Below are 17,941 nucleotides of genomic sequence, written 5' to 3' on the forward strand. Positions count from 1 at the left end.
ATGCCATTCGATATTACTAATAAATTTGTGATTGCGGTAGCTTCAAGTGCCTTGTTCGACTTAACGGAGTCTGATCGTGTATTCCAGGAAGAAGGGGAAGCGGCTTATCGAGACTATCAGAGAGAACATGAAAATGAAATCTTAGCACATGGTGTTGCTTACCCACTGATCAAGAGATTGTTAAGTATCAATACACCTGAAGATCAATTAGTGGAAGTAATCTTGCTGTCACGAAATGACCCGGATACGGGTCTCAGAGTGTTTAAGTCTATTGAGCATTATGGCCTAACCATAAGTAGAGCTGTGTTTGTTGCGGGGAGTAATCCATTTAAATATATGGCAGCGTTTAATGCAGCCCTTTTTCTATCTGGTAATCCAGATGACGTCAAGGAGGCTGTCGAACATGGTTATCCTGCAGGATGTATGTATCCTTCGGATTACATTGATGATGAACAAGATAATGAAATAAGAATCGCTTTTGATTTTGACGGAATTATAGCGGATGATTCAGCCGAGTCTATTTTCCAACAAGGAGCACTCGACCAGTTTCATTCACATGAGAAAGAGCTGGCAAACCTTCCTTTACCAGCCGGGCCACTATCCAGATTCTTCACGGAAATCTCTAAATTACAACAAAAAGAACTATTGAAAAATCAAAACGACCCTGATTATAAGCCTAGAATAAGAATAGCCATTGCTACAGCCAGAAATGCACCTGCACATGAGAGAATGATCAACACACTTAGAAAGCTAGATATCAGAATTGATGAAGCCTTCTTTCTTGGAGGAGTAGAGAAGATCAGAGTGCTGAATGTCTTCAAGCCACACATATTCTTTGATGATCAAGTAGGTCATATTGAGGGTGTAGCCAGAACATTTCCTTCCGTTCATGTTCCATTTGGAGCGATAAATAATAAGCTTGATAAGCAATGAGAAATACAACTGTTGAAGGAGTGGGATGCCCTGATCATCTAGAACTCACTAATCGAACCTGGAAGGAGGCACGTTGTAGTATTTTTTGAAGGCTTTTGAAAAGGTAAAAGGATCAGGATAGCCAAGAAAGGCGGCAATCTCCTGAATGCTATATTTCTTCTCATATAGATAGTCGCGGGCGCGATTCATCTTAATCTGATAAATGTACTGCCCCGGTGTGATCCCGAGCGCCTTTTTGAAATACGAGATGAAATACTTCTCAGAAATACCGACAAGTGCTGCCAGCTCACTCATTTTGAAGCTATGGTGCAGGTTCTCATCTATAAAGGCCAGAACTGGCTGCAGCACATCCAGACTTCGCTCCGATGTTCTTATTTTCGTGTCGCTATCCAGAAATTTTCCGTGGTATTGGCCCAATGCATGCAGCTCGACAATTTTGGCAATCACGGCTGTGAGGCAGGCCTTGACGTACAAGCGGTTCCCTGATCTGCTTCCCTGCTGCTTCAGTCGCTGATAAGCCTGGACAAGCAGGAAGGTCTCATCATGAATCAAGGAGGCAGAAATGATCCCAGGGAGCTGAAGCTCACTCAAGATCCGCTCGTTATGGCCGATACGAAAATCGAAATGCACATACATAAAGCGACATGCTCCCTCACAGGCTGCGGCAGTGTAAGGCACCCCAGGATAGAAAAATACCACATCGCCAGGCATGACCGTATGTTCCTTACCATGTACCGTGATTTTTGCCTTTCCTTCCTGCAGGAACCACAGATCGTAATCATGATGCATCTTGTGCTCGATCCAGCTCTCGCCATGCTCCGATTCCCAAAAGGAGCTCATACGAATAGTGATCAGCTCGGAGAGCTCATTAAGCATTCCCATGCCCGCGATCTTATCATTCATGAATATCCTTCCCCTTCACTCTCTGACATGCTATATATATGGCTATTATAACACTTGAGTTAAGAACGCTTCCATAACCTTACTATTTGACATGTACTTCGTACCGACGCATATTCTGTTTTTTGCCACCCAAATTATAATAAACATAGAACCTATTATTTCAGGGAGGCTAATCATGATAAATACAAATATAGAGCGGCCCAAGGTAGTGGTCATTGGTGCAGGGAGTCTATTCTTCGGTCGTCAATCCATCTGGCAGATGGTGCACTCATCTTATCTGAATAAAGGAACACTCGCCTTGGTGGATTCCGACCCGGAGAAGCTGTCCAAGATGGTGCGCCTGGCAGAAATGGTGGCTCGTGATAATCAGGTGGAGCTTCGGATCGAAGGAGCTACAGACTGGCGGGAGGTTTTGCCTGGGGCTGATTTTGTCGTGCTAAGCTTCGCCAAGGACTCGGTCAAATATCGTGGTATAGATTGCGAGGTCTCGCTAAAGTACGGCATTCGTATGTGCTCCGGGGATACGATCGGTCCAGGTGGTATCTTTCGGGCGATGCGTGAGCTGCCTGTCATTATGCAGTGTGCCAAAGACATCGAGGAGCTATGCCCCGAGGCCTGGGTTATTAATTACATCAATCCTTCTACGGTCCATGGCATTGCGCTGACCCGTTATGCACCAGCCTTGAAATCATTTGCCTTGTGCGACAGCCATCACATGCCGCATAAGAAGATCCATTACGCACTACGTGCAGGTATTATTCAGGAAGCAGAGGAATACACGAGTGAAGTTGATGAGCGTTTTGATTTCCGTATCGCTGGAGTGAATCATTTTACTTGGCTGCTCCACGCAGAGTATGACGGAAGGGACGTCATGCCACGGATTGCCGAGGCTTTGCGAGAATCCGCTGGTACCGAGAATGATGGCGGAGATACTGGGGCCAAGGCCCTTCATAACGATGCCATTACGTACGAGCTATATGATATATTCGGTTATATCCCGACTTGTACGGCACATACCAAGGAATACGTTCGCTATTGGCAGGGACTGGGCAAGACGAAGGATATTATTCCACCGTTGTCAATCTGGGAGACGGAGGACCGCTACAAGCGTCATGAGGAGATGTGGCAGCAAGTGGATGATTTTATAGACGGAACTATTCCAATAGGGGAATATATGAGCACCTTGGGGCCAGATCATGCCACGGATATCATTGAGAGCATGGTGGGCAATCTGGGCAAGAAATTCTTTATTAATACCCTGAATCAGGGAGCTGTGAGCAACATGAATGACGATGCGTTTCTAGAGCTGCTATGCGAGGTTAGTATGGATGGAGTCCGACCGATCCCTGTCGGGGAGATGCCTCGGGGGATAAGAGGGATGCAGGAGCTGGTGCTGGATACGCATGAGTTAACCGCAGCAGCCGTGGTTGAACAGAGCTATACACAGTTGCGAAAGGCTATGTTAACAGATCCATTAGTGAATTCGATTCATGATGCGGATATGATCATTGCAGAACTGCTTGAGCGTGAGAAGGATATCATCCCGTCCATCTGGTATAAGTAACAAGTTGCATAATAAACAAAATGCATTCATAAACAAAATGTATCAAATAACATCCTGCACCAAGTAACAACACAACAAAAGAGTGAGGTCTGTTAAACCGCCCCCAGTCAGCTTGCTCAAAGAATGCTTGCCATGCTAATATGGCGGGCATTTTTGTTCTGCTCAAAAAAAGTGAATCATTTCGACCGCTGACTTGTCTATAATATAGTCCAACAAGAAAGGAGTGCCGGGGGTGACCGAGCATGAACTATTTAATACTTATAATAAAGAAGTCTACCGCACCTGCCTTTACATGCTTAAGAACAGTCAGGATGCAGAGGATGCATGCCATGATGTATTCGTAACCGTATTTCGGCAGGATTGGTCCAGCGTGAAGCATCTGCGGGCATGGATTATGCGAATTGCGATGAATCAGTGTCTGAATGTGATCAGGAGAAATAAGACGAAGGCACGTAAGCAGGAGCAGTTGCAGGTTCTTCATGACCAGGAAGCGCTCTTCAAGAGATCGGTAGATAGCATTGCCATAGCCAGGGCATCCTTTGCTGAAATGGAGGAGATGCTGCATAAGCTGCCGGATAAACAGATCAGCGTGTTGACCTTGCGATATATCGGTGATTTGTCCGTACCTGAGATTGCACAGATTCTGAATATTCCGGAAGGAACCGTGCGTTCGAGAATACACAAAGCATTGAAGATACTAAGGCGGAAGCTGGAGCACCAGAATACATTTGGCGTGAGGGGAGAGAACGGATTTGAACTCCATTGAGAACAAGGTTCAAGAGCATATGAACGATGAAGGTGTGCAATACCCTGATTTTGACCGATTGTGGACGAGCATTCAGAGGGATGAGCTGAGAATGGAAGAAGAGGTCGTCCCCGCACCTCGATGGTATAGACAAAAAAAGACAGCTATAGCGGCAGGACTAACTGTTGCTCTGATGGCAACGCCGGTCTATGCTGCGATACAATACGACTGGAACCAACTACTGTCAGGTAAGCCTGGCATTCAGATGGCGCTGCTGGCTGGCTATGGACAGCCCATCGAACAGAGCGTAACCGCCGATGGGGTTACATTGACGGTCCATACGGCCTTTATTGATGAGAATCGTACAGTGCTTCTATATACAATTAGACCAGGAGTAGCAACAGAGGGTCAGGAGATCCGGTATGATCAGATTGTGCTCAAGGATAGCCAGGGCTCACCGCTGGAAGGTCGCTATGTCCAACAGTGGAATGCTGAGCTAGGTGTCTATCAAGGCTATTTCGAATCGAATTGGGTCATGCAGTCGGACCAGATAGAGCTTCAATTTGCCATCACGAACGTTCGGTATCTTGAGGATCGGGAGCAGGAAATACCATGGAATCCGCGTGATAAGGAGACACAGAAATTCGAAATTCAGCAGGACGGTATTCAGTCTGTTACCATCCAGTCCTTTCCGGCGTCCTCCGATTATATCCGCATCCATTCAGCAGTAAGCTTCACCGATCAAGAGGTACAGGAGGACACCTGGGCAAGAATTCGCGTCTATGATCGAGACCATGTATTGCTACAAGAGGCACAAGCTCCAGAGTATGGCACAGCAGGAGCGACAGGGGCCTATTCAAGCCGGCAGCTATTCAATGAGCAGGAATTGCTGAATAAGGGTGGACGATTTACTTTGGCCTACACTCATGTAAAAGCACGTACAGAAGGGGAGTGGAAGTTGAACCTCTCTCTGTCACGCGAGCAAATGGAGAAAAACACCTACAATCAGCCATTGGATATTCCACTGTCTACAGTAGCTGGTGACGCCAGCATAAGCGAGATGATCGTGACGCCTACCCAGATTCGGGTGACGATAAAGCATGCTGAGGAGAACCTGCGGATTCCTTATCAGAATTTCCAGTTAGAGGCCGCAGGGCAGCTGATGAATGGCAGGCTTCAGCTTGAGGGCGAGCATGACCCACACCAGACAGAAATACGATTCGAACCCGTGAAATCGGCCGTTCTGGACCCGAGCACAATCAATGCTCAGCCTGTCGTTCTCATTGCCAAGGATCGGATGGATGAGCACGCCGGTGGCAGCACTTCTGTTCACTTGACCAACATATCCTCACAGCCGCAGACCATTCACACAGACTATGATGGCTATCCAATTCGATGGACTTATTACACGAAGGATGGGAATCTGTACGTCGAGTCGGACAGCACGAGTGCGGACTTTGGAGAGGTGAACCAGACGTATTATCTCCAAGGTGGAGAGAAGCAGTACTCCATGCCGCAATTCAGCAGTGGCTTGGACTCCAAGCATGTAGATGTGTTTGATCATTTTACGGGTACGGATCTCAATCTCTACGTGTGGAACTATACGACCTTGAAGAAGGGTGAACAGCTGCGGATACAGCTTACAGAATAGCTGGGCAACAGGTAGTTTTGAAAATGAAGGGCAGCGACTCTCGAACAGGAGGGTGCTGCTCTTTTTGGACTTTACCAATTGTGATTAGATCAGTAAGGCACAAGGAACAGGAATATACGAGTTCACGACACCCCTACCGAGATCCGTATGATGAACTGGTCAGGATTTTTCTCCGCAAGATAGTTCAGTAACTCCGTCTCATATACATTTCCACTAATGCTCAGACCTTTGCTCAGTATGAAATCTTTTAAAATAGCATAGGTGTGCGGCATGGTCTCATAGGAGCCTCTATGATCCATGACGGCATACATTCCTTCAGGCTTGACGAGCACTTTATCTCCAGCCATCGGCATGCTGAGCTTATTGGCAACGTAATCGGGATAGTATTGGCCTGCCTCGAAGTTCACTTTGTCAATAATCGTATTGAGCGGAAATTCGTGTAATATGAAGTGCTTTTCACAATAATCCCGGTGCTCAGTCAGCTTGACTACGAATTCCTTATCATCCATAAGTCCGCTGAGCTTCGTGCTGATGAAGTACTCCGCCTCGCAGGTCTCCAGCAGTGGAGCCGAGCGGGGATCATTGTGGGCCACTTCTATCATTTCAAGCGCACCGCTCAGGAAGGTCTGCATCCGCTTCAATCTTAACTGCTCCAGCTCCAATTCCTGCTGCTTCTGCTGGATCAGATTCACGAACAGCGCCGCATTCTGATTTTGCATGAATTCCTTGATCTCCTGCAGTGAGCTTCCAGCCTTCTTAAGGACATGGATTATATCCAGTGCGTAGCAATGATAGAAGGAGTAGTAACGGTAGCCTTTCTCATTGACGAACTCTGGCTTGAGTAGTCCAATCTCGTCATAGTGGAACAATGTATGTTTGGTGATGCCTGTAGCTTTGGCCAATTCACTGGTGGTGAAGTATTGCTTTTGAATGTCAGACACGTGTTAATCCTCCATGAATAAAGGGAAATGTTCATCATAAGCAAATAAAAATGTTCATCTGGCTATGGTTATTGTAAATGATGAAATACGACTTGACTATAGGGTTACCCGATAGTTTAGGTTTTTTCTATACACAATTTTATTCTTAGTCCTGCAAGGAGGAGCTTAACACATGTCTACTTTCAAACGCTGGGTGGTTCTAGGGATTGTCTCCAGCGCACTTTTGCTGATCGTGATGGATATGACCATTCTCTATACGGCATTACCGAGTCTTACCCATGATCTTGGTGCCTCTGCATCGGAGAAGCTATGGATTCTGAACGGCTATTCATTGGTCATGGCTGGCTTGCTGCCTGCTATGGGCACGCTTGGAGATCGTCTAGGCTATAGATTTATTTTTACTGGAGGTCTGATTGTCTTTGGTCTGGCCTCGATCGTCGCCGCCTTTGCCCCAAGCCCGCTTTTGCTGGTGGCTGCGAGAGTCTTGCTTGCCGTCGGAGCATCCATGATGATGCCAGCTACATTGTCGATTATTCGAATTACCTTCTCGGAGCCACGCGAACTGGGACTTGCACTTGGAGTATGGGGCTCCGTATCCGCTGGCGGCGCGGGACTCGGGCCAATCGTAGGTGGACTTTTGCTGGAGCATTTTTGGTGGGGCTCTGTCTTTCTGGTTAATATACCGATTGTGGTGCTGGCCCTGCTACTTACGTTGCTCTATATCCCGGTCCATCCAGGAAATCCGGACAAGAGATGGGATTGGGTCAGTTCTGTGCAGATCATGATCGCCTTGGTGACCTTGGTGTATGCCATTAAAGAGATCACCCGACGCGATGGCTCCATGTTGCTGGCAGGAGTTAGCTTCTTGGTTGGGATTGTGGCCATGGTAATCTTTATCCGCCGTCAACTCAGAAGTCCACATCCTTTAATTGATCTGTCGCTCTTCAGAACGCTTCGCTTCTCTGTCGGATTCGTTACAGCGGTGGTGGCGGCTTTCTCGCAGCTGGGCATTCAGTATTTAATCACCCAAAGACTTCAACTGGTGGAGGGGATGACTCCGCTCCAAGCAGGAGTATATACGCTGTGCATTCCCATTGCTGCGCTGGCTTCCGGTCCGGTAACAGGAGCCATATTGCATCGGTATGATGTGCTGAGAATCAAGAGTATAACACTGCTGGTTGCAGGTGCGGGTACAGCTATCTATCTGCTACAATTGCAAGGAGGCATGCTTGGACAGTTACTTGGTCTGACATTGCTTGGGGCGGGCCTGGGCGCGGCAATGACGGCTGCATCTCATTCGATAATGACGTATGCGCCCGCCCATAAGGCAGGCATGGCAGCTTCAATAGAGGAGGTAGCTTTTGAACTGGGAGGAGCCTCTGGCATTGCGATCATTGGAAGCTTGTCGGGTCTGATCTACACGTTATCTCTTCAGATCCCTGCGGGACTGAATCTGCCAGGCATCGTGAAGGATAGCCTGGATGAAGCCAAGCTGGTGTCTGAATCCTTGCCTGCAGCGGCATCAGAGGCATTAACAGTGGCTGCTCATACGGCTTTTAATGAATCATTTATGGTCGTTTTTGCAGGAATCACAGTGTTTCTGCTAGCTGCTTCTCTGGTAGTAGATATAGCAAGGGCTCGCTCGAAGCGCAGTAGCTCCTCTAATTCACAGCAGCTTTACTAATTTTACTAGTTCATTGTATTTCAAATGAGCATGGGCAGATGCCCAGATATTGAGGAGGAAGCATGAAATCCCTTTTGCACAATAGAGTCTTCGTGATCGTCCTGTTTGCAGATTTACTTCAACAAATGGGAATATGGATACGGAACATGGCCTTGCTATTCTATATTATGGAGCAGACCCATAACAATCCGACAGCCGTGTCCATGCTTACAGCCATGGAATACTTGCCTATTTTTGTATTCTCGCTGATTGGCGGCACCTTTGCAGATCGGTGGAATCCCAAGCGAACAGTGGTTATAGGCGATACATTAAGTGCGTTGTCGATACTCATCATCCTGCTTCTCATATCGCTTGGTGTATGGCAGGCTGTTTTTGCGGCTACAGTCATCTCCGCGATTGTGAGTCAATTTTCCCAGCCTTCGTCAGCCGTTCTGTTCCGCAGGCACATTCCAATGGATCAGGTAGGGACGGCTATTGGCATCAATCAAAGTCTAATGGCCATATTCACCATCTTCGGACCGATGCTGGGCACGCTCGTATATACTCAGCTTGGTATTGAGGTCTCTATGGTGACGCTATTTGGTATCTTTGCCACGGCAGCCATCGTCCAGCTCTTCTTGCCTGCTTCAAGTCGGGAGAAGTCTGCCGAACGTCCTTCCCCCATACAAGATATCAAGGCTGGACTGCAATACGTCATGGGACAGTCCAATCTGAGGTTAATCGCTGTGATGTTCCTCATTACGGGACTAGCTATGGGCATTACGATGCCTCTGGATGTCTTTGTCACGATGGAGCGCTTGGGCTTGCCCAAGGAATATGTACAATGGTTCGCTGCCGCTGAAGGGGTGGGAATGCTGGTCGGTGGAGGACTTGCCGCCTTGCTTGCCACTTGGATGAACCGTTACAGACGGGCCATCATTACAGGGACCATGCTGATCTGGGGTGTGATAACCTTAATTGAAGTATTGTCGGTGTGGCCTATGCTCACTGCCAGTGCACGAGTATTGTCCGGGATCACAACAGCTTTCTTCCAAGTCGTATTCAGTGCCATGATGATCAAGGAAATCAGGGAGGAATATATCGGAAGAACCAATGGCGTCATACTGCCTCTCATGATGGGTGGACTTCTATTAGGCAGTGCGAGCTCGGGGTTCATTGTGCACCAGGTGGAGCTGTTTGGAGCATACTTCATTGCTGCCACGCTTACGATCGCATGTATCTTTTTCACAGCTCGACTGAAGCTCGCCGTACCCAGAAGCGAAGCATAAGCGGAATCTGATTCCAGATGATAATTATTCGGGAGAGTAGCGGCTCTAGGCTCACATTTGATCGGGTTAAGGCGCTAGTTCAGTACACCACTACCTACGATGGTTACCTGCACTTGGGGATGAAAGCGAACCTCTGGGTAATCTTTGTCCCAATCAAGCTCGTTCCACAAGGCAGGGTGATGGGCGATGAGTTGTCTGCCGATGCCGAAGGCGTCGCATCTACTGTCTTGTAGCTGTTGGATAATGCGCTCCGCGTCCTCGGTCATCTGATCGGTGAGTTCCCGATTCAGGCGCTGCTGTGTCTCCTTCTTATGCAAATGATTGGAAGCATACTCCACGACAGTAATGGGGAGCTTGATTCGCAAGTACACATCAATCTGCCCATCCCTGAGGACCTTGACAACAAGCTTGTGCTTTATGCTCTGGGTCACCGCCTCATAGGTAATATAGTTCTCGGGATCATCGGCAGGTCCCGGGTTAACCTTCTTGACAAAGCGCGCTGTTTTATTCCACTTTCCGCTCATAATGACGTACAGGGTACTTTGCTCCCGAGTCAGCGTACCGGTGAATTTTTGACCACTGAACAGGGCGATTCCTTGTGCGGTAATGTCCTTGTCCTGCTTGGTCAAATAAGGGAGTACGAAATCCTGTCCCGGGTCAAGCATCGGAGGGAGCAAGGTCTCCAGCGTCATGTCAGGAAAAACACCTATTTCCTCCAGACTTCTGATCTTTTTGCTTACAAATTCTCCGACTAACAGATTGCCGGCTTTTCCTTCCTGCAGCAGTTCTCCCGCCTCTCCATCCACAATGGCGATTTTGACGTGTGAGGTCGGATAGTCAGGCTCACGATATAGCATATCCATATATGGATATATATCCCTGGATACCAAATCTTTACCATACAGGATCACTCCATATTTGTAATAACGTATATCTCCGCTCACTTTGCTTCGAATCTGATCTGTGCTCTGCCGGATGCTTCTTCCTGTGCCTGAATGAACTTCATTGGCACCACTCTCCTGATTGTTATCGAAGTCATTGACAATTTCCAGAGTCTGCTTGATCTTGCCGTCCGAAGTCAGATCGTATGCTGTCGCATTGGCAAGTCGTGCATCCCTCAGGTTCACCTGATCCCAGCAGCCTGTAGTACAGATTAGCAGGGCCAATATAGCAAATGAGCTTTGCATTCTATTCAAGTCTGTGGCGCCTCCTTTTTCTTGAGAATATAAGACAGGATTAACAGCAGCAACGGCAAAATAATAAGAAAATAATAGGCAGACTGGTTGGCGATGGTGCTAATGGCCTCCAGATCTTCCTGCCGCTGCGGCAGGGAAGCGATGATACACGAAGCCAGAACAACGAAGGGGACCACATTCTTGTGGCTTTTGAGCTTGCACAAATAGGCAATTCCATACGAAGCTGCATAATAATTGCCGCAGATGGCACCAAAGATGGAGATGATCCAAATGGGCAGAAACAAAAAATCTGCCCGGTCCATCGTACCTAGTGGAATAGATCGGAGCAGATAGATTACTGGCTCCGGCATCATGCTAAGCTGCTGCGGACTAAAGGCTGTGGAGCATATGAATACCGTGAATCCGTACAGGAGAGACACCACTGCACTGGCTGCAGTAATCGTTCCGAGCTTGCTTTTGCTGGTGCCCTGAACAAGCGGAAGCACGACAAGAAAGAATTCAAAGCCAAACATAGCCATCAGCGATTCGGTCGAGGCGCTTATGATCTGGGGCCATCCTGCCTCGGTCAAGGGTAGCAAGTAAAGAAGATTGGTCTGCATAATCCCATAGCTGATCAACAGCATCATGGGAGCGATCAGAAAGGAGATCAGCACCAGCACGCGTGCGATCGTCCTCAGATTTTGGCGGACTAGGTATATGCTGGTGAACATAAACAGAACCAATATCGCCCAGCGCGGCGTGTTCTGCAGCATCCAACGATTGATGACGTCATACGCGTTCACTAGGACAGAGGTACCCATAAGCAAATAGTACGCGGCATAAGCGATAACTAGGATGGCTCCGATCCAGCGCCCGGTAATCCGCATCATAATCTGATAAATGGAGGAGTTGGGGAAACGCCTGAGCAGTAGCCAGCACAAGAGTATAATGAGCTGGATGAGCATTCCGCCAATCAGGACGGAGATCCAGCCTCCGCCCTTGGCAATCAGATGAATCCGGTAGGGGAGTGAGAGAATATCGACTCCAATCTCGAATTTCATAATCATGAAAAATAATTGTCCACGTGTGACCGTGCTCTCTTTACTCACGTCGTTTCCAACTCCTAGAGAAATACTGTTGCCGAAGCCTTTGAGGCCGAGGGTCATGTGGCCGCTCACGCAGTGCCCACAGCGGGAAGCGAAGTAATACATCCTTCAGGTCACCAGGGCGAAACGGGCCCAGTGGAGCGAAATATGGACTACCGAAGCTCTCCAGCTTGCATAAATGGATCGTGAGAATGATAAGACCGAAGGCGATGCCGATATACCCAAATAGCGCTGCACCAAGCATCAACGGAAAACGAAGAATCCGTACAGCCGCACTCATCTCGTTCGAGGGCACCAGAAATGAGGAGATCGCGGTCAGGGATACGACGATAATCATCGTATAGGAGACAAGCCCTGCCTGTACGATGGCATCCCCAATGACGAGGCCGCCAACGATCCCAATGGTCTGTCCCACCCGGCTCGGTAGACGGATCCCGGCTTCGCGGAGTACCTCGAAGATCACCTCCAATAGCATGGCTTCAACAAGAGCCGGGAACGGGATGTTCTGTAAGGATTTCTTTACTGTGTGTGCCAGCTCTACGGGCAAAATGGCCCAATGAAAAGATATTGTCGCAATGTACACGGCCGGCAGCGTGAAAGCGATGATAAAGCTCATCATCCGAATGAGTCTTAGAAATGAACCGATAATCCAGCGTCCGTGATAATCATCCGGGCTCTGGTAGAAGGAGAAGAAGGTGACCGGAGCTAGAAGAGCTACCGGACTACCGTCTGTCAGAATTGCTACGCGTCCCTCCATTAGATTGGCTACGACCCGGTCCGGCCGCTCGGTGCTTAGCTGCTGGGGGAACAGTGAGAAGGGGGAATCCTCTGTGAATTCCTCGATAAAGCCAGGCGCCAATACCATATCGGAGGAGATAGCGCGTATACGCTGTTCTACTCGTCCTATCAGGTCTGGGTTGGCTATGTCCTGAACATATAAGACAGCTACCTTGGTGCGGGCTTTGCGGCCAACATAGAAATATTTTACGACAAGGGACGGGCTTTCGAGCTGCCTGCGAACCAGATTCAGATTGACAGTGAGCTGTTCGATAAAGCCATAATGCGGCCCCCGGACAACCGCCTCGTTCTCCGGCTCATTTGTGCTGCGATTGTATAGCTTTTCGGTGGAGAACATAAAGAACTCACGAATTCCATCAATGATCAGGATGCAGTGTCCTTCGAGCAGGGCGTCTACAGCTGCATGCAAATCTGTCTGCTTCTGACTGCCTAAGGAGCTGAACATTTGATGGGCGTCTGTGTCACTCTTCTCATACAAGGGAGCCAGCACATTCGTCTGAATCAGGTCCTGATCCACGAGCGAATCAATGTATAAGAGCGCGCCTTCTTGTCCGTGCACCGTAACGGACTGCTGTTCCAGGTCGTCGGTATGGAATAACGCTTGCTTAATATAGGAAATGTTCTTTTGCAGATCAGTACATGCAGGATGGGATAAGGGCATGAATACACCTCTTGTTGTATGACATACACGTAATGTGTGCCAATGCAGGAGAAATTATCCTATTTGAAGCAATTTTAAACCCTATACTTGAATTACTCGGAGCAATCGTATCCACAAATCAAGACAATGTGGAAAACAGGCTCTGTATAATATTATCAGTTGGGTAAGTATACACGGAGAAAGCGGATGCTCACTTGAGCACCCGCTTTCCTTTTGCACAATATGTGAATCTATTCAATTCTCCTTGCAGATCACTCTTTTATAACCGAAGCATGTACTGCATCCTCCATAGGCGTATCATACGCCCGGAATAATCCCAGCCGCCAGAAGGCTGCACCCTTCAGATCATAACGCTTGGCGAGACCAAGCTTATCATCTATCGAAGAGGGAGTCTCGCTGCTCAGGCTAATGCCTAATAGAAGCTTCGACTTCGGAACCCCGGCATCCAGCGCCAGTTGAATGGCTTTATCCACAAGACTGTTAGGCTCCGGGACCTGTGCCTTGGTTCCTGCAGGATTATACTGATAAGCCATTATGATGATATCATCTGCAATAGTAGCTAGAGTCTTATAATCATAGCCTTTATACGCGCTATTAAGCGGAGGTACGGCGAGTGATAGAGAGATGTCTGCGGGCAGCGCGGCACGTAACTGCTGCACATAATCGTTAAGCAGCTTCTGCTGCTGCACAGCGTCCAGCTTGAAGCCCAAGCCTTCAAAATCAAGCACAACCCCGCCAAATCCATTCTCAGCCACGGCAGCTGATATACCGTTAATGGATTGCTGACGAGCACTGCTGTCACTTAGCATTTTCGTCAATTCACCGTTTCCGTCCAGAGCGTAGACCATGAGATACGGCTGTATGCTTCTGGAAGCAGCATCGGCTACAAGGGCTTGAGGTGTCACATCACCAGCTGCGGCAGGCAGCCGATATTCTTCCCCTTCTAAAGTAAACTGACCATTTCGATCAATACGACTCCAGCCAAAAGCGACTGAATTCATAGAAGCTACTAAATCTCTTTCTTGAAAGGATTGCAACGCATAGAAGGCTCTCAGATGCATCGCGCGCTGTGGCGATACGAGAGAGACAGTTCGGGTCTGTTGGTTCCAGCTTACGTTCACACCGAATTGACTGCTGAAGGAGCTCAGCGGGATGAGTAGTCGTCCGTCCCTTTGGACTGGTGCTGCTGTTAGCTTGACTGTGTTCCCATTCACAGTAGCTGTACTACTGCCGATCTGCAGCAGGACCTCTGTCGTCTGTCCGTTAACCAATCCGACCGCCTTCACGGTCTGTGCCTTGCTGTCCCAGGCGATCTGAATGCCAAGAGCTTCGCCTATAGAGCGAAACGGTACATAGGTAACTCCTTGCTCAATCCGTGGAGCTGCATCAAATTGTAATGGTACATTGTCCAGCATGACGGTAATCCCTGAATCGGCATGTACATCACTGAACGATGATGTATTGCCAAGCAAGGACAAGGCAAGAATTGAGGCAGCTGCTATTTTACCAACTCGTCTATACAACATCCATTGTTCTCTCCCAACTCATCGTATAATCTATCATCTACCATCTACCATCTATCACATCATAGTATATCAAAATTCTCATAACTCTCATATTGTTCCAATAGTATTAATTTATAAAGGGTTGAGTGCAGTAGCCACATTTGAAGCCATTGACATGAGCAGGTAAGCATTATAAGGTATGAGGGCCAGAACTTGAAATGAATTTGCAATATATTGGTTGGAGGTATGATGATGAATCAGCGTTTTCGCATTACTCGCTCCATGCAGGAGGGGCATCCAGAGCCAGCCATTTCCTTGGAGGAATGCAAGGCTTACTTTGCAGAGCAGCCAGAGTTTGAATACTCACAGGTGCTTACAGTCGTCGGTGCAGAGAGCACCATGACGATCGAAGGGGATTTTTTCATGTGGAAGCATGTAGACGCGGACATTCCTTTCCGTCACTATGAAGGGGATCTGTATGTGGCCATTGCTCATGAGGCTGTGGTGGCTAAAATGATGGAGATCGCAAGTGCTCTGCATGCCGATATAGTCGAAGGCTAGCATAGTATTGCTGTATGAATGAGGAGTCAGGTTGGCATCGTGAAATGCGATGTCGGCCTTTTTTTGCTATCTGGAGCTAAACTCGCCGTATAAAGCGTAACTCGTATACATTTCAAAAATTATTTGTTTCAAAGTTAACTAAAGTTAGGTTCGCATAAGAACGAGATACATTACAATTGGAGGGAAAGTACAAATGAACTACTATAATGAAGCGTAAATAAAGCTTAAAGAAAGGTGACAAGATGTCCAACACGTATACGAATCTCCGCATCCCTGAAGCAAGCCTGCAATTTGAAGGTGTGAATGGTACGTATTTTCATGGGAGCGCCTTCTTCTTCTATCACAAAAGATCGACCTCCAATAATCGCGATCAGATCCTTTATACTCGGGTCCGACTGAAGCAGCTCAAGGATAAGGAAGTCATGGAGTGTCTGGCTGCTAACCAGATGGTCTATGAGAAGCTCGGTTATAATGTCAATGGCCATCAGGAGATAGCCAACCTGGCGAGCGTCGTTCATCAAGGAATATTACATGTCTTCTGGACTGAGAATGGGCAGCTGTCCTATGTGACTACTTCTGACGGTGAGACATGGTCGAAGCCAGAACGAATTCCATACTCCTTCAATCGTCGTACGCAGTTCAGTGCTCTTTCCCTGCAAGGTCGATTGTATCTGCTCGGCGCCCAGCATGTGGACTCGGAGCACAGGCTTGGCATCGTCTATCAGGATCAATCGGGAGCTTGGCACCAGGAGGTGAACACCCACTGGAAAAATGTAAAGCAGGTATGCGCATGTGCTTATGCTCATTCTGATGGTAATCTCCATCTGATGATGGGGGTAGTTACGATTTATTCAAATATCTGGACTGCCAGCTTCCGCTGCGAGCTAGACACCCATGGGTCCACAGGTAGCGGATTGCGGGAGACCGAGAGCAGGCACCATGAGGAGTATGATGGGCGGGCAGACTTTCTTGCGCTGGAGTCAGGCACGATCGAAGGTGGAATCCAAGATCCTTCGGTGCAGCTGTTCATCAATGGATGGCATCGTCCACACAGCTGGGCTGGATATAAGAACAACCAAATGAAGACATTTAACATTCGTACTGGGGAATGGAGCCCCGCATATACAAGGACGCACGGTCATACGAAATATCCAACCTGGGTCTACATGGGAGCACTTCAGTATTTCGTTCCTATTGGCACGAAGGGGGAGATGCGTCAGGAGATCTGGCTGTATATGAACTATAATGACGAGAACTTTGTGAACCAGGGCGGCAGTAATCTCGTCATGTGTCGGTATAAATCAGATGTGATGAGACAGGTAGGGCAGGCTGAAGAAAAGGCTGGGGATGAATTTCGTGCACTTATCGGAGTTGTCGAGGGAGCGCCTCCCTACGTCACCAACGGACATTCCGGTAAGGAGAGTGGCTCCACCTTTTTTTATGGTCGATCGACAACAGAGCAGATTGCCATCTCCACACGCTTTCGCATGGGTTCGTATGTGCAGGCTGGAGGGAGTCTTCCAGTCGGCGCAGAATTCTCTCTGAAATTTGCTGCTGAGCACGCAGAGCATAGCTCCGAGATCTCGGAGCTTACGAGACACATCGACAAGACAATTGTTCCAATTCCCGGAGAGAGCTCCGTTACTTACGTGTACCTGACCCCGCATATCGTAAGAACGACCTATGAGCTATACGATTGGAAGATGGAGCGATCTCTTGGAGTCCTAAGCCATGTCTTCCATGCATCAGCAACGGATGTTGATTTTGATGTGCTTCCCATATTAAAGAGCTACGATGAGAGGCTAGATTCACACGACTACAGGACATTTCTGCATCGTTTCACGGACATCCCACATTATGCAGATGTCAAGCGAAGTCTGGCACTGGATGTAAGCTGGGTGCCTGGTGAGACTTCAGCCTTTTTCGAGAAGAAGACTTCAACTGTGCACATTACTAGCAGTACGGTGTCTGGTGAATTTACAAGCGGTTATTCCGGTATCTTGAGTATGGGCGGTAATACCAGCTTTGAATATGAGCTCTCCCATAGCTCCGAGGTTGCCGAGAAGGTTGGCGTTAAGCTTGATTATCCTTACCCTCGTGCAGACCATCCTGAGGATGTTCGCAAATTGATACTTCGTATGCTGATGCTGGTACCAGACCCAGACCAGATCGAGTCCTGCTATTGGATTCCGAAAGATAAGCAGGAGCAACGTCCATGGTGTGTAGCCTGGTCTGTGCTGGGGGTAAAGCTTCAAGGACCAGCTGTTCAATAGATGGACCCTTGAATCCGTTATATACCCTAATACAATTCTCATGGCACCTACTGTTACTGTAAAGTACAGAAGGTGTCTTTTTTCTTAATAAAATTTTGAGATTCGGTTCACTCCACTCGTTACAAAACAGCAAGTCAGTTGATATAATCAACTAGTGAATTTGACCGTCACCA

14 protein-coding genes are annotated in these 17,941 nt (G+C 48.0%); 8 read left to right on the forward strand and 6 right to left on the reverse strand.

Annotated elements, in window-relative coordinates; genetic code table 11:
- On the forward strand, positions 1 to 933 hold the full coding sequence (locus MKX74_RS12535; protein WP_341178588.1) for a 5'-nucleotidase: 933 nt from the start codon (positions 1 to 3) through the stop codon (positions 931 to 933).
- A 48-nt stretch (positions 934 to 981) separates the two neighbouring features.
- Here the strand turns inward: MKX74_RS12535 and MKX74_RS12540 are convergent, their stop codons facing one another.
- Positions 982 to 1,836, reverse strand: coding sequence for an AraC family transcriptional regulator (locus MKX74_RS12540; protein ID WP_341178589.1), 855 nt, complete (start codon positions 1,834 to 1,836; stop codon positions 982 to 984).
- Between the two features lie 175 nt (positions 1,837 to 2,011).
- On the opposite strand from MKX74_RS12540, the gene MKX74_RS12545 reads away from it, so the two are divergent.
- The 3 genes from MKX74_RS12545 to MKX74_RS12555 all read left to right on the forward strand — a co-directional run bounded on the left by MKX74_RS12545 (position 2,012) and on the right by MKX74_RS12555 (position 5,796).
- Positions 2,012 to 3,400 (forward strand): family 4 glycosyl hydrolase, encoded by a 1,389-nt coding sequence (locus MKX74_RS12545; RefSeq protein WP_341178590.1) that lies wholly within the window; start codon positions 2,012 to 2,014, stop codon positions 3,398 to 3,400.
- A gap of 232 nt (positions 3,401 to 3,632) precedes the next feature.
- Positions 3,633 to 4,166, forward strand: coding sequence for an RNA polymerase sigma factor (locus tag MKX74_RS12550; protein WP_341178591.1), 534 nt, complete (start codon positions 3,633 to 3,635; stop codon positions 4,164 to 4,166).
- Positions 4,153 to 5,796: a DUF4179 domain-containing protein gene (locus MKX74_RS12555; RefSeq protein ID WP_341178592.1), complete on the forward strand. Its 1,644-nt coding sequence runs from the start codon at positions 4,153 to 4,155 to the stop codon at positions 5,794 to 5,796. Before MKX74_RS12550 ends, MKX74_RS12555 begins: the two co-directional genes overlap by 14 nt.
- 122 nt (positions 5,797 to 5,918) lie before the next feature.
- On the opposite strand, the gene MKX74_RS12560 is transcribed toward MKX74_RS12555, so the two are convergent.
- On the reverse strand, positions 5,919 to 6,737 hold the full coding sequence (locus MKX74_RS12560) for a MerR family transcriptional regulator (protein WP_018887709.1): 819 nt from the start codon (positions 6,735 to 6,737) through the stop codon (positions 5,919 to 5,921).
- A gap of 172 nt (positions 6,738 to 6,909) precedes the next feature.
- Between MKX74_RS12560 and MKX74_RS12565 the strand changes: the two genes are divergently transcribed.
- Both MKX74_RS12565 and MKX74_RS12570 read left to right on the forward strand, forming a co-directional pair.
- On the forward strand, positions 6,910 to 8,421 hold the full coding sequence (locus MKX74_RS12565; protein ID WP_341178593.1) for an MFS transporter: 1,512 nt from the start codon (positions 6,910 to 6,912) through the stop codon (positions 8,419 to 8,421).
- A 62-nt stretch (positions 8,422 to 8,483) separates the two neighbouring features.
- The gene (locus MKX74_RS12570; protein WP_341178594.1) at positions 8,484 to 9,689 is read left to right on the forward strand and encodes an MFS transporter; all 1,206 of its coding nucleotides are present in this window, start codon (positions 8,484 to 8,486) and stop codon (positions 9,687 to 9,689) included.
- Between the two features lie 74 nt (positions 9,690 to 9,763).
- Here the strand turns inward: MKX74_RS12570 and MKX74_RS12575 are convergent, their stop codons facing one another.
- The 4 genes from MKX74_RS12575 to MKX74_RS12590 all read right to left on the reverse strand — a co-directional run bounded on the left by MKX74_RS12575 (position 9,764) and on the right by MKX74_RS12590 (position 14,955).
- Positions 9,764 to 10,876: a Ger(x)C family spore germination protein gene (locus MKX74_RS12575; RefSeq protein WP_341180571.1), complete on the reverse strand. Its 1,113-nt coding sequence runs from the start codon at positions 10,874 to 10,876 to the stop codon at positions 9,764 to 9,766.
- Between the two features lie 5 nt (positions 10,877 to 10,881).
- Positions 10,882 to 11,973, reverse strand: a complete 1,092-nt coding sequence (locus MKX74_RS12580; RefSeq protein WP_341178595.1) for a GerAB/ArcD/ProY family transporter — start codon at positions 11,971 to 11,973, stop codon at positions 10,882 to 10,884.
- On the reverse strand, positions 11,966 to 13,429 hold the full coding sequence (locus MKX74_RS12585; protein WP_341178596.1) for a spore germination protein: 1,464 nt from the start codon (positions 13,427 to 13,429) through the stop codon (positions 11,966 to 11,968). The genes MKX74_RS12580 and MKX74_RS12585 overlap by 8 nt, the downstream gene beginning before the upstream one ends.
- Positions 13,430 to 13,680: 251 nt before the next feature.
- The gene (locus MKX74_RS12590; RefSeq protein WP_341178597.1) at positions 13,681 to 14,955 is read right to left on the reverse strand and encodes a stalk domain-containing protein; all 1,275 of its coding nucleotides are present in this window, start codon (positions 14,953 to 14,955) and stop codon (positions 13,681 to 13,683) included.
- Positions 14,956 to 15,186: 231 nt separating this feature from the next.
- On the opposite strand from MKX74_RS12590, the gene MKX74_RS12595 reads away from it, so the two are divergent.
- Together MKX74_RS12595 and MKX74_RS12600 are read left to right on the forward strand one after the other, a co-directional pair.
- Positions 15,187 to 15,495: a hypothetical protein gene (locus MKX74_RS12595; RefSeq protein ID WP_018884632.1), complete on the forward strand. Its 309-nt coding sequence runs from the start codon at positions 15,187 to 15,189 to the stop codon at positions 15,493 to 15,495.
- Between the two features lie 242 nt (positions 15,496 to 15,737).
- The gene (locus MKX74_RS12600; RefSeq protein WP_341178598.1) at positions 15,738 to 17,768 is read left to right on the forward strand and encodes a hypothetical protein; all 2,031 of its coding nucleotides are present in this window, start codon (positions 15,738 to 15,740) and stop codon (positions 17,766 to 17,768) included.
- Positions 17,769 to 17,941: the final 173 nt, after the last annotated feature.

The sequence above is a fragment of the Paenibacillus sp. FSL K6-1230 genome, from assembly GCF_038002385.1.
Classification (GTDB): domain Bacteria; phylum Bacillota; class Bacilli; order Paenibacillales; family Paenibacillaceae; genus Paenibacillus; species Paenibacillus massiliensis.

Coding starts and splice junctions, on each gene's coding strand:
- MKX74_RS12535 (WP_341178588.1), top strand. CDS start 1: ATGCCATTCGATATTACTAATAAATTTGTGATTGCGGTAGCTTCAAGT.
- MKX74_RS12540 (WP_341178589.1), bottom strand. CDS start 1,836: ATGAATGATAAGATCGCGGGCATGGGAATGCTTAATGAGCTCTCCGAG.
- MKX74_RS12545 (WP_341178590.1), top strand. CDS start 2,012: ATGATAAATACAAATATAGAGCGGCCCAAGGTAGTGGTCATTGGTGCA.
- MKX74_RS12565 (WP_341178593.1), top strand. CDS start 6,910: ATGTCTACTTTCAAACGCTGGGTGGTTCTAGGGATTGTCTCCAGCGCA.
- MKX74_RS12570 (WP_341178594.1), top strand. CDS start 8,484: ATGAAATCCCTTTTGCACAATAGAGTCTTCGTGATCGTCCTGTTTGCA.
- MKX74_RS12575 (WP_341180571.1), bottom strand. CDS start 10,876: ATGCAAAGCTCATTTGCTATATTGGCCCTGCTAATCTGTACTACAGGC.
- MKX74_RS12585 (WP_341178596.1), bottom strand. CDS start 13,429: ATGCCCTTATCCCATCCTGCATGTACTGATCTGCAAAAGAACATTTCC.
- MKX74_RS12590 (WP_341178597.1), bottom strand. CDS start 14,955: ATGTTGTATAGACGAGTTGGTAAAATAGCAGCTGCCTCAATTCTTGCC.
- MKX74_RS12595 (WP_018884632.1), top strand. CDS start 15,187: ATGAATCAGCGTTTTCGCATTACTCGCTCCATGCAGGAGGGGCATCCA.
- MKX74_RS12600 (WP_341178598.1), top strand. CDS start 15,738: ATGTCCAACACGTATACGAATCTCCGCATCCCTGAAGCAAGCCTGCAA.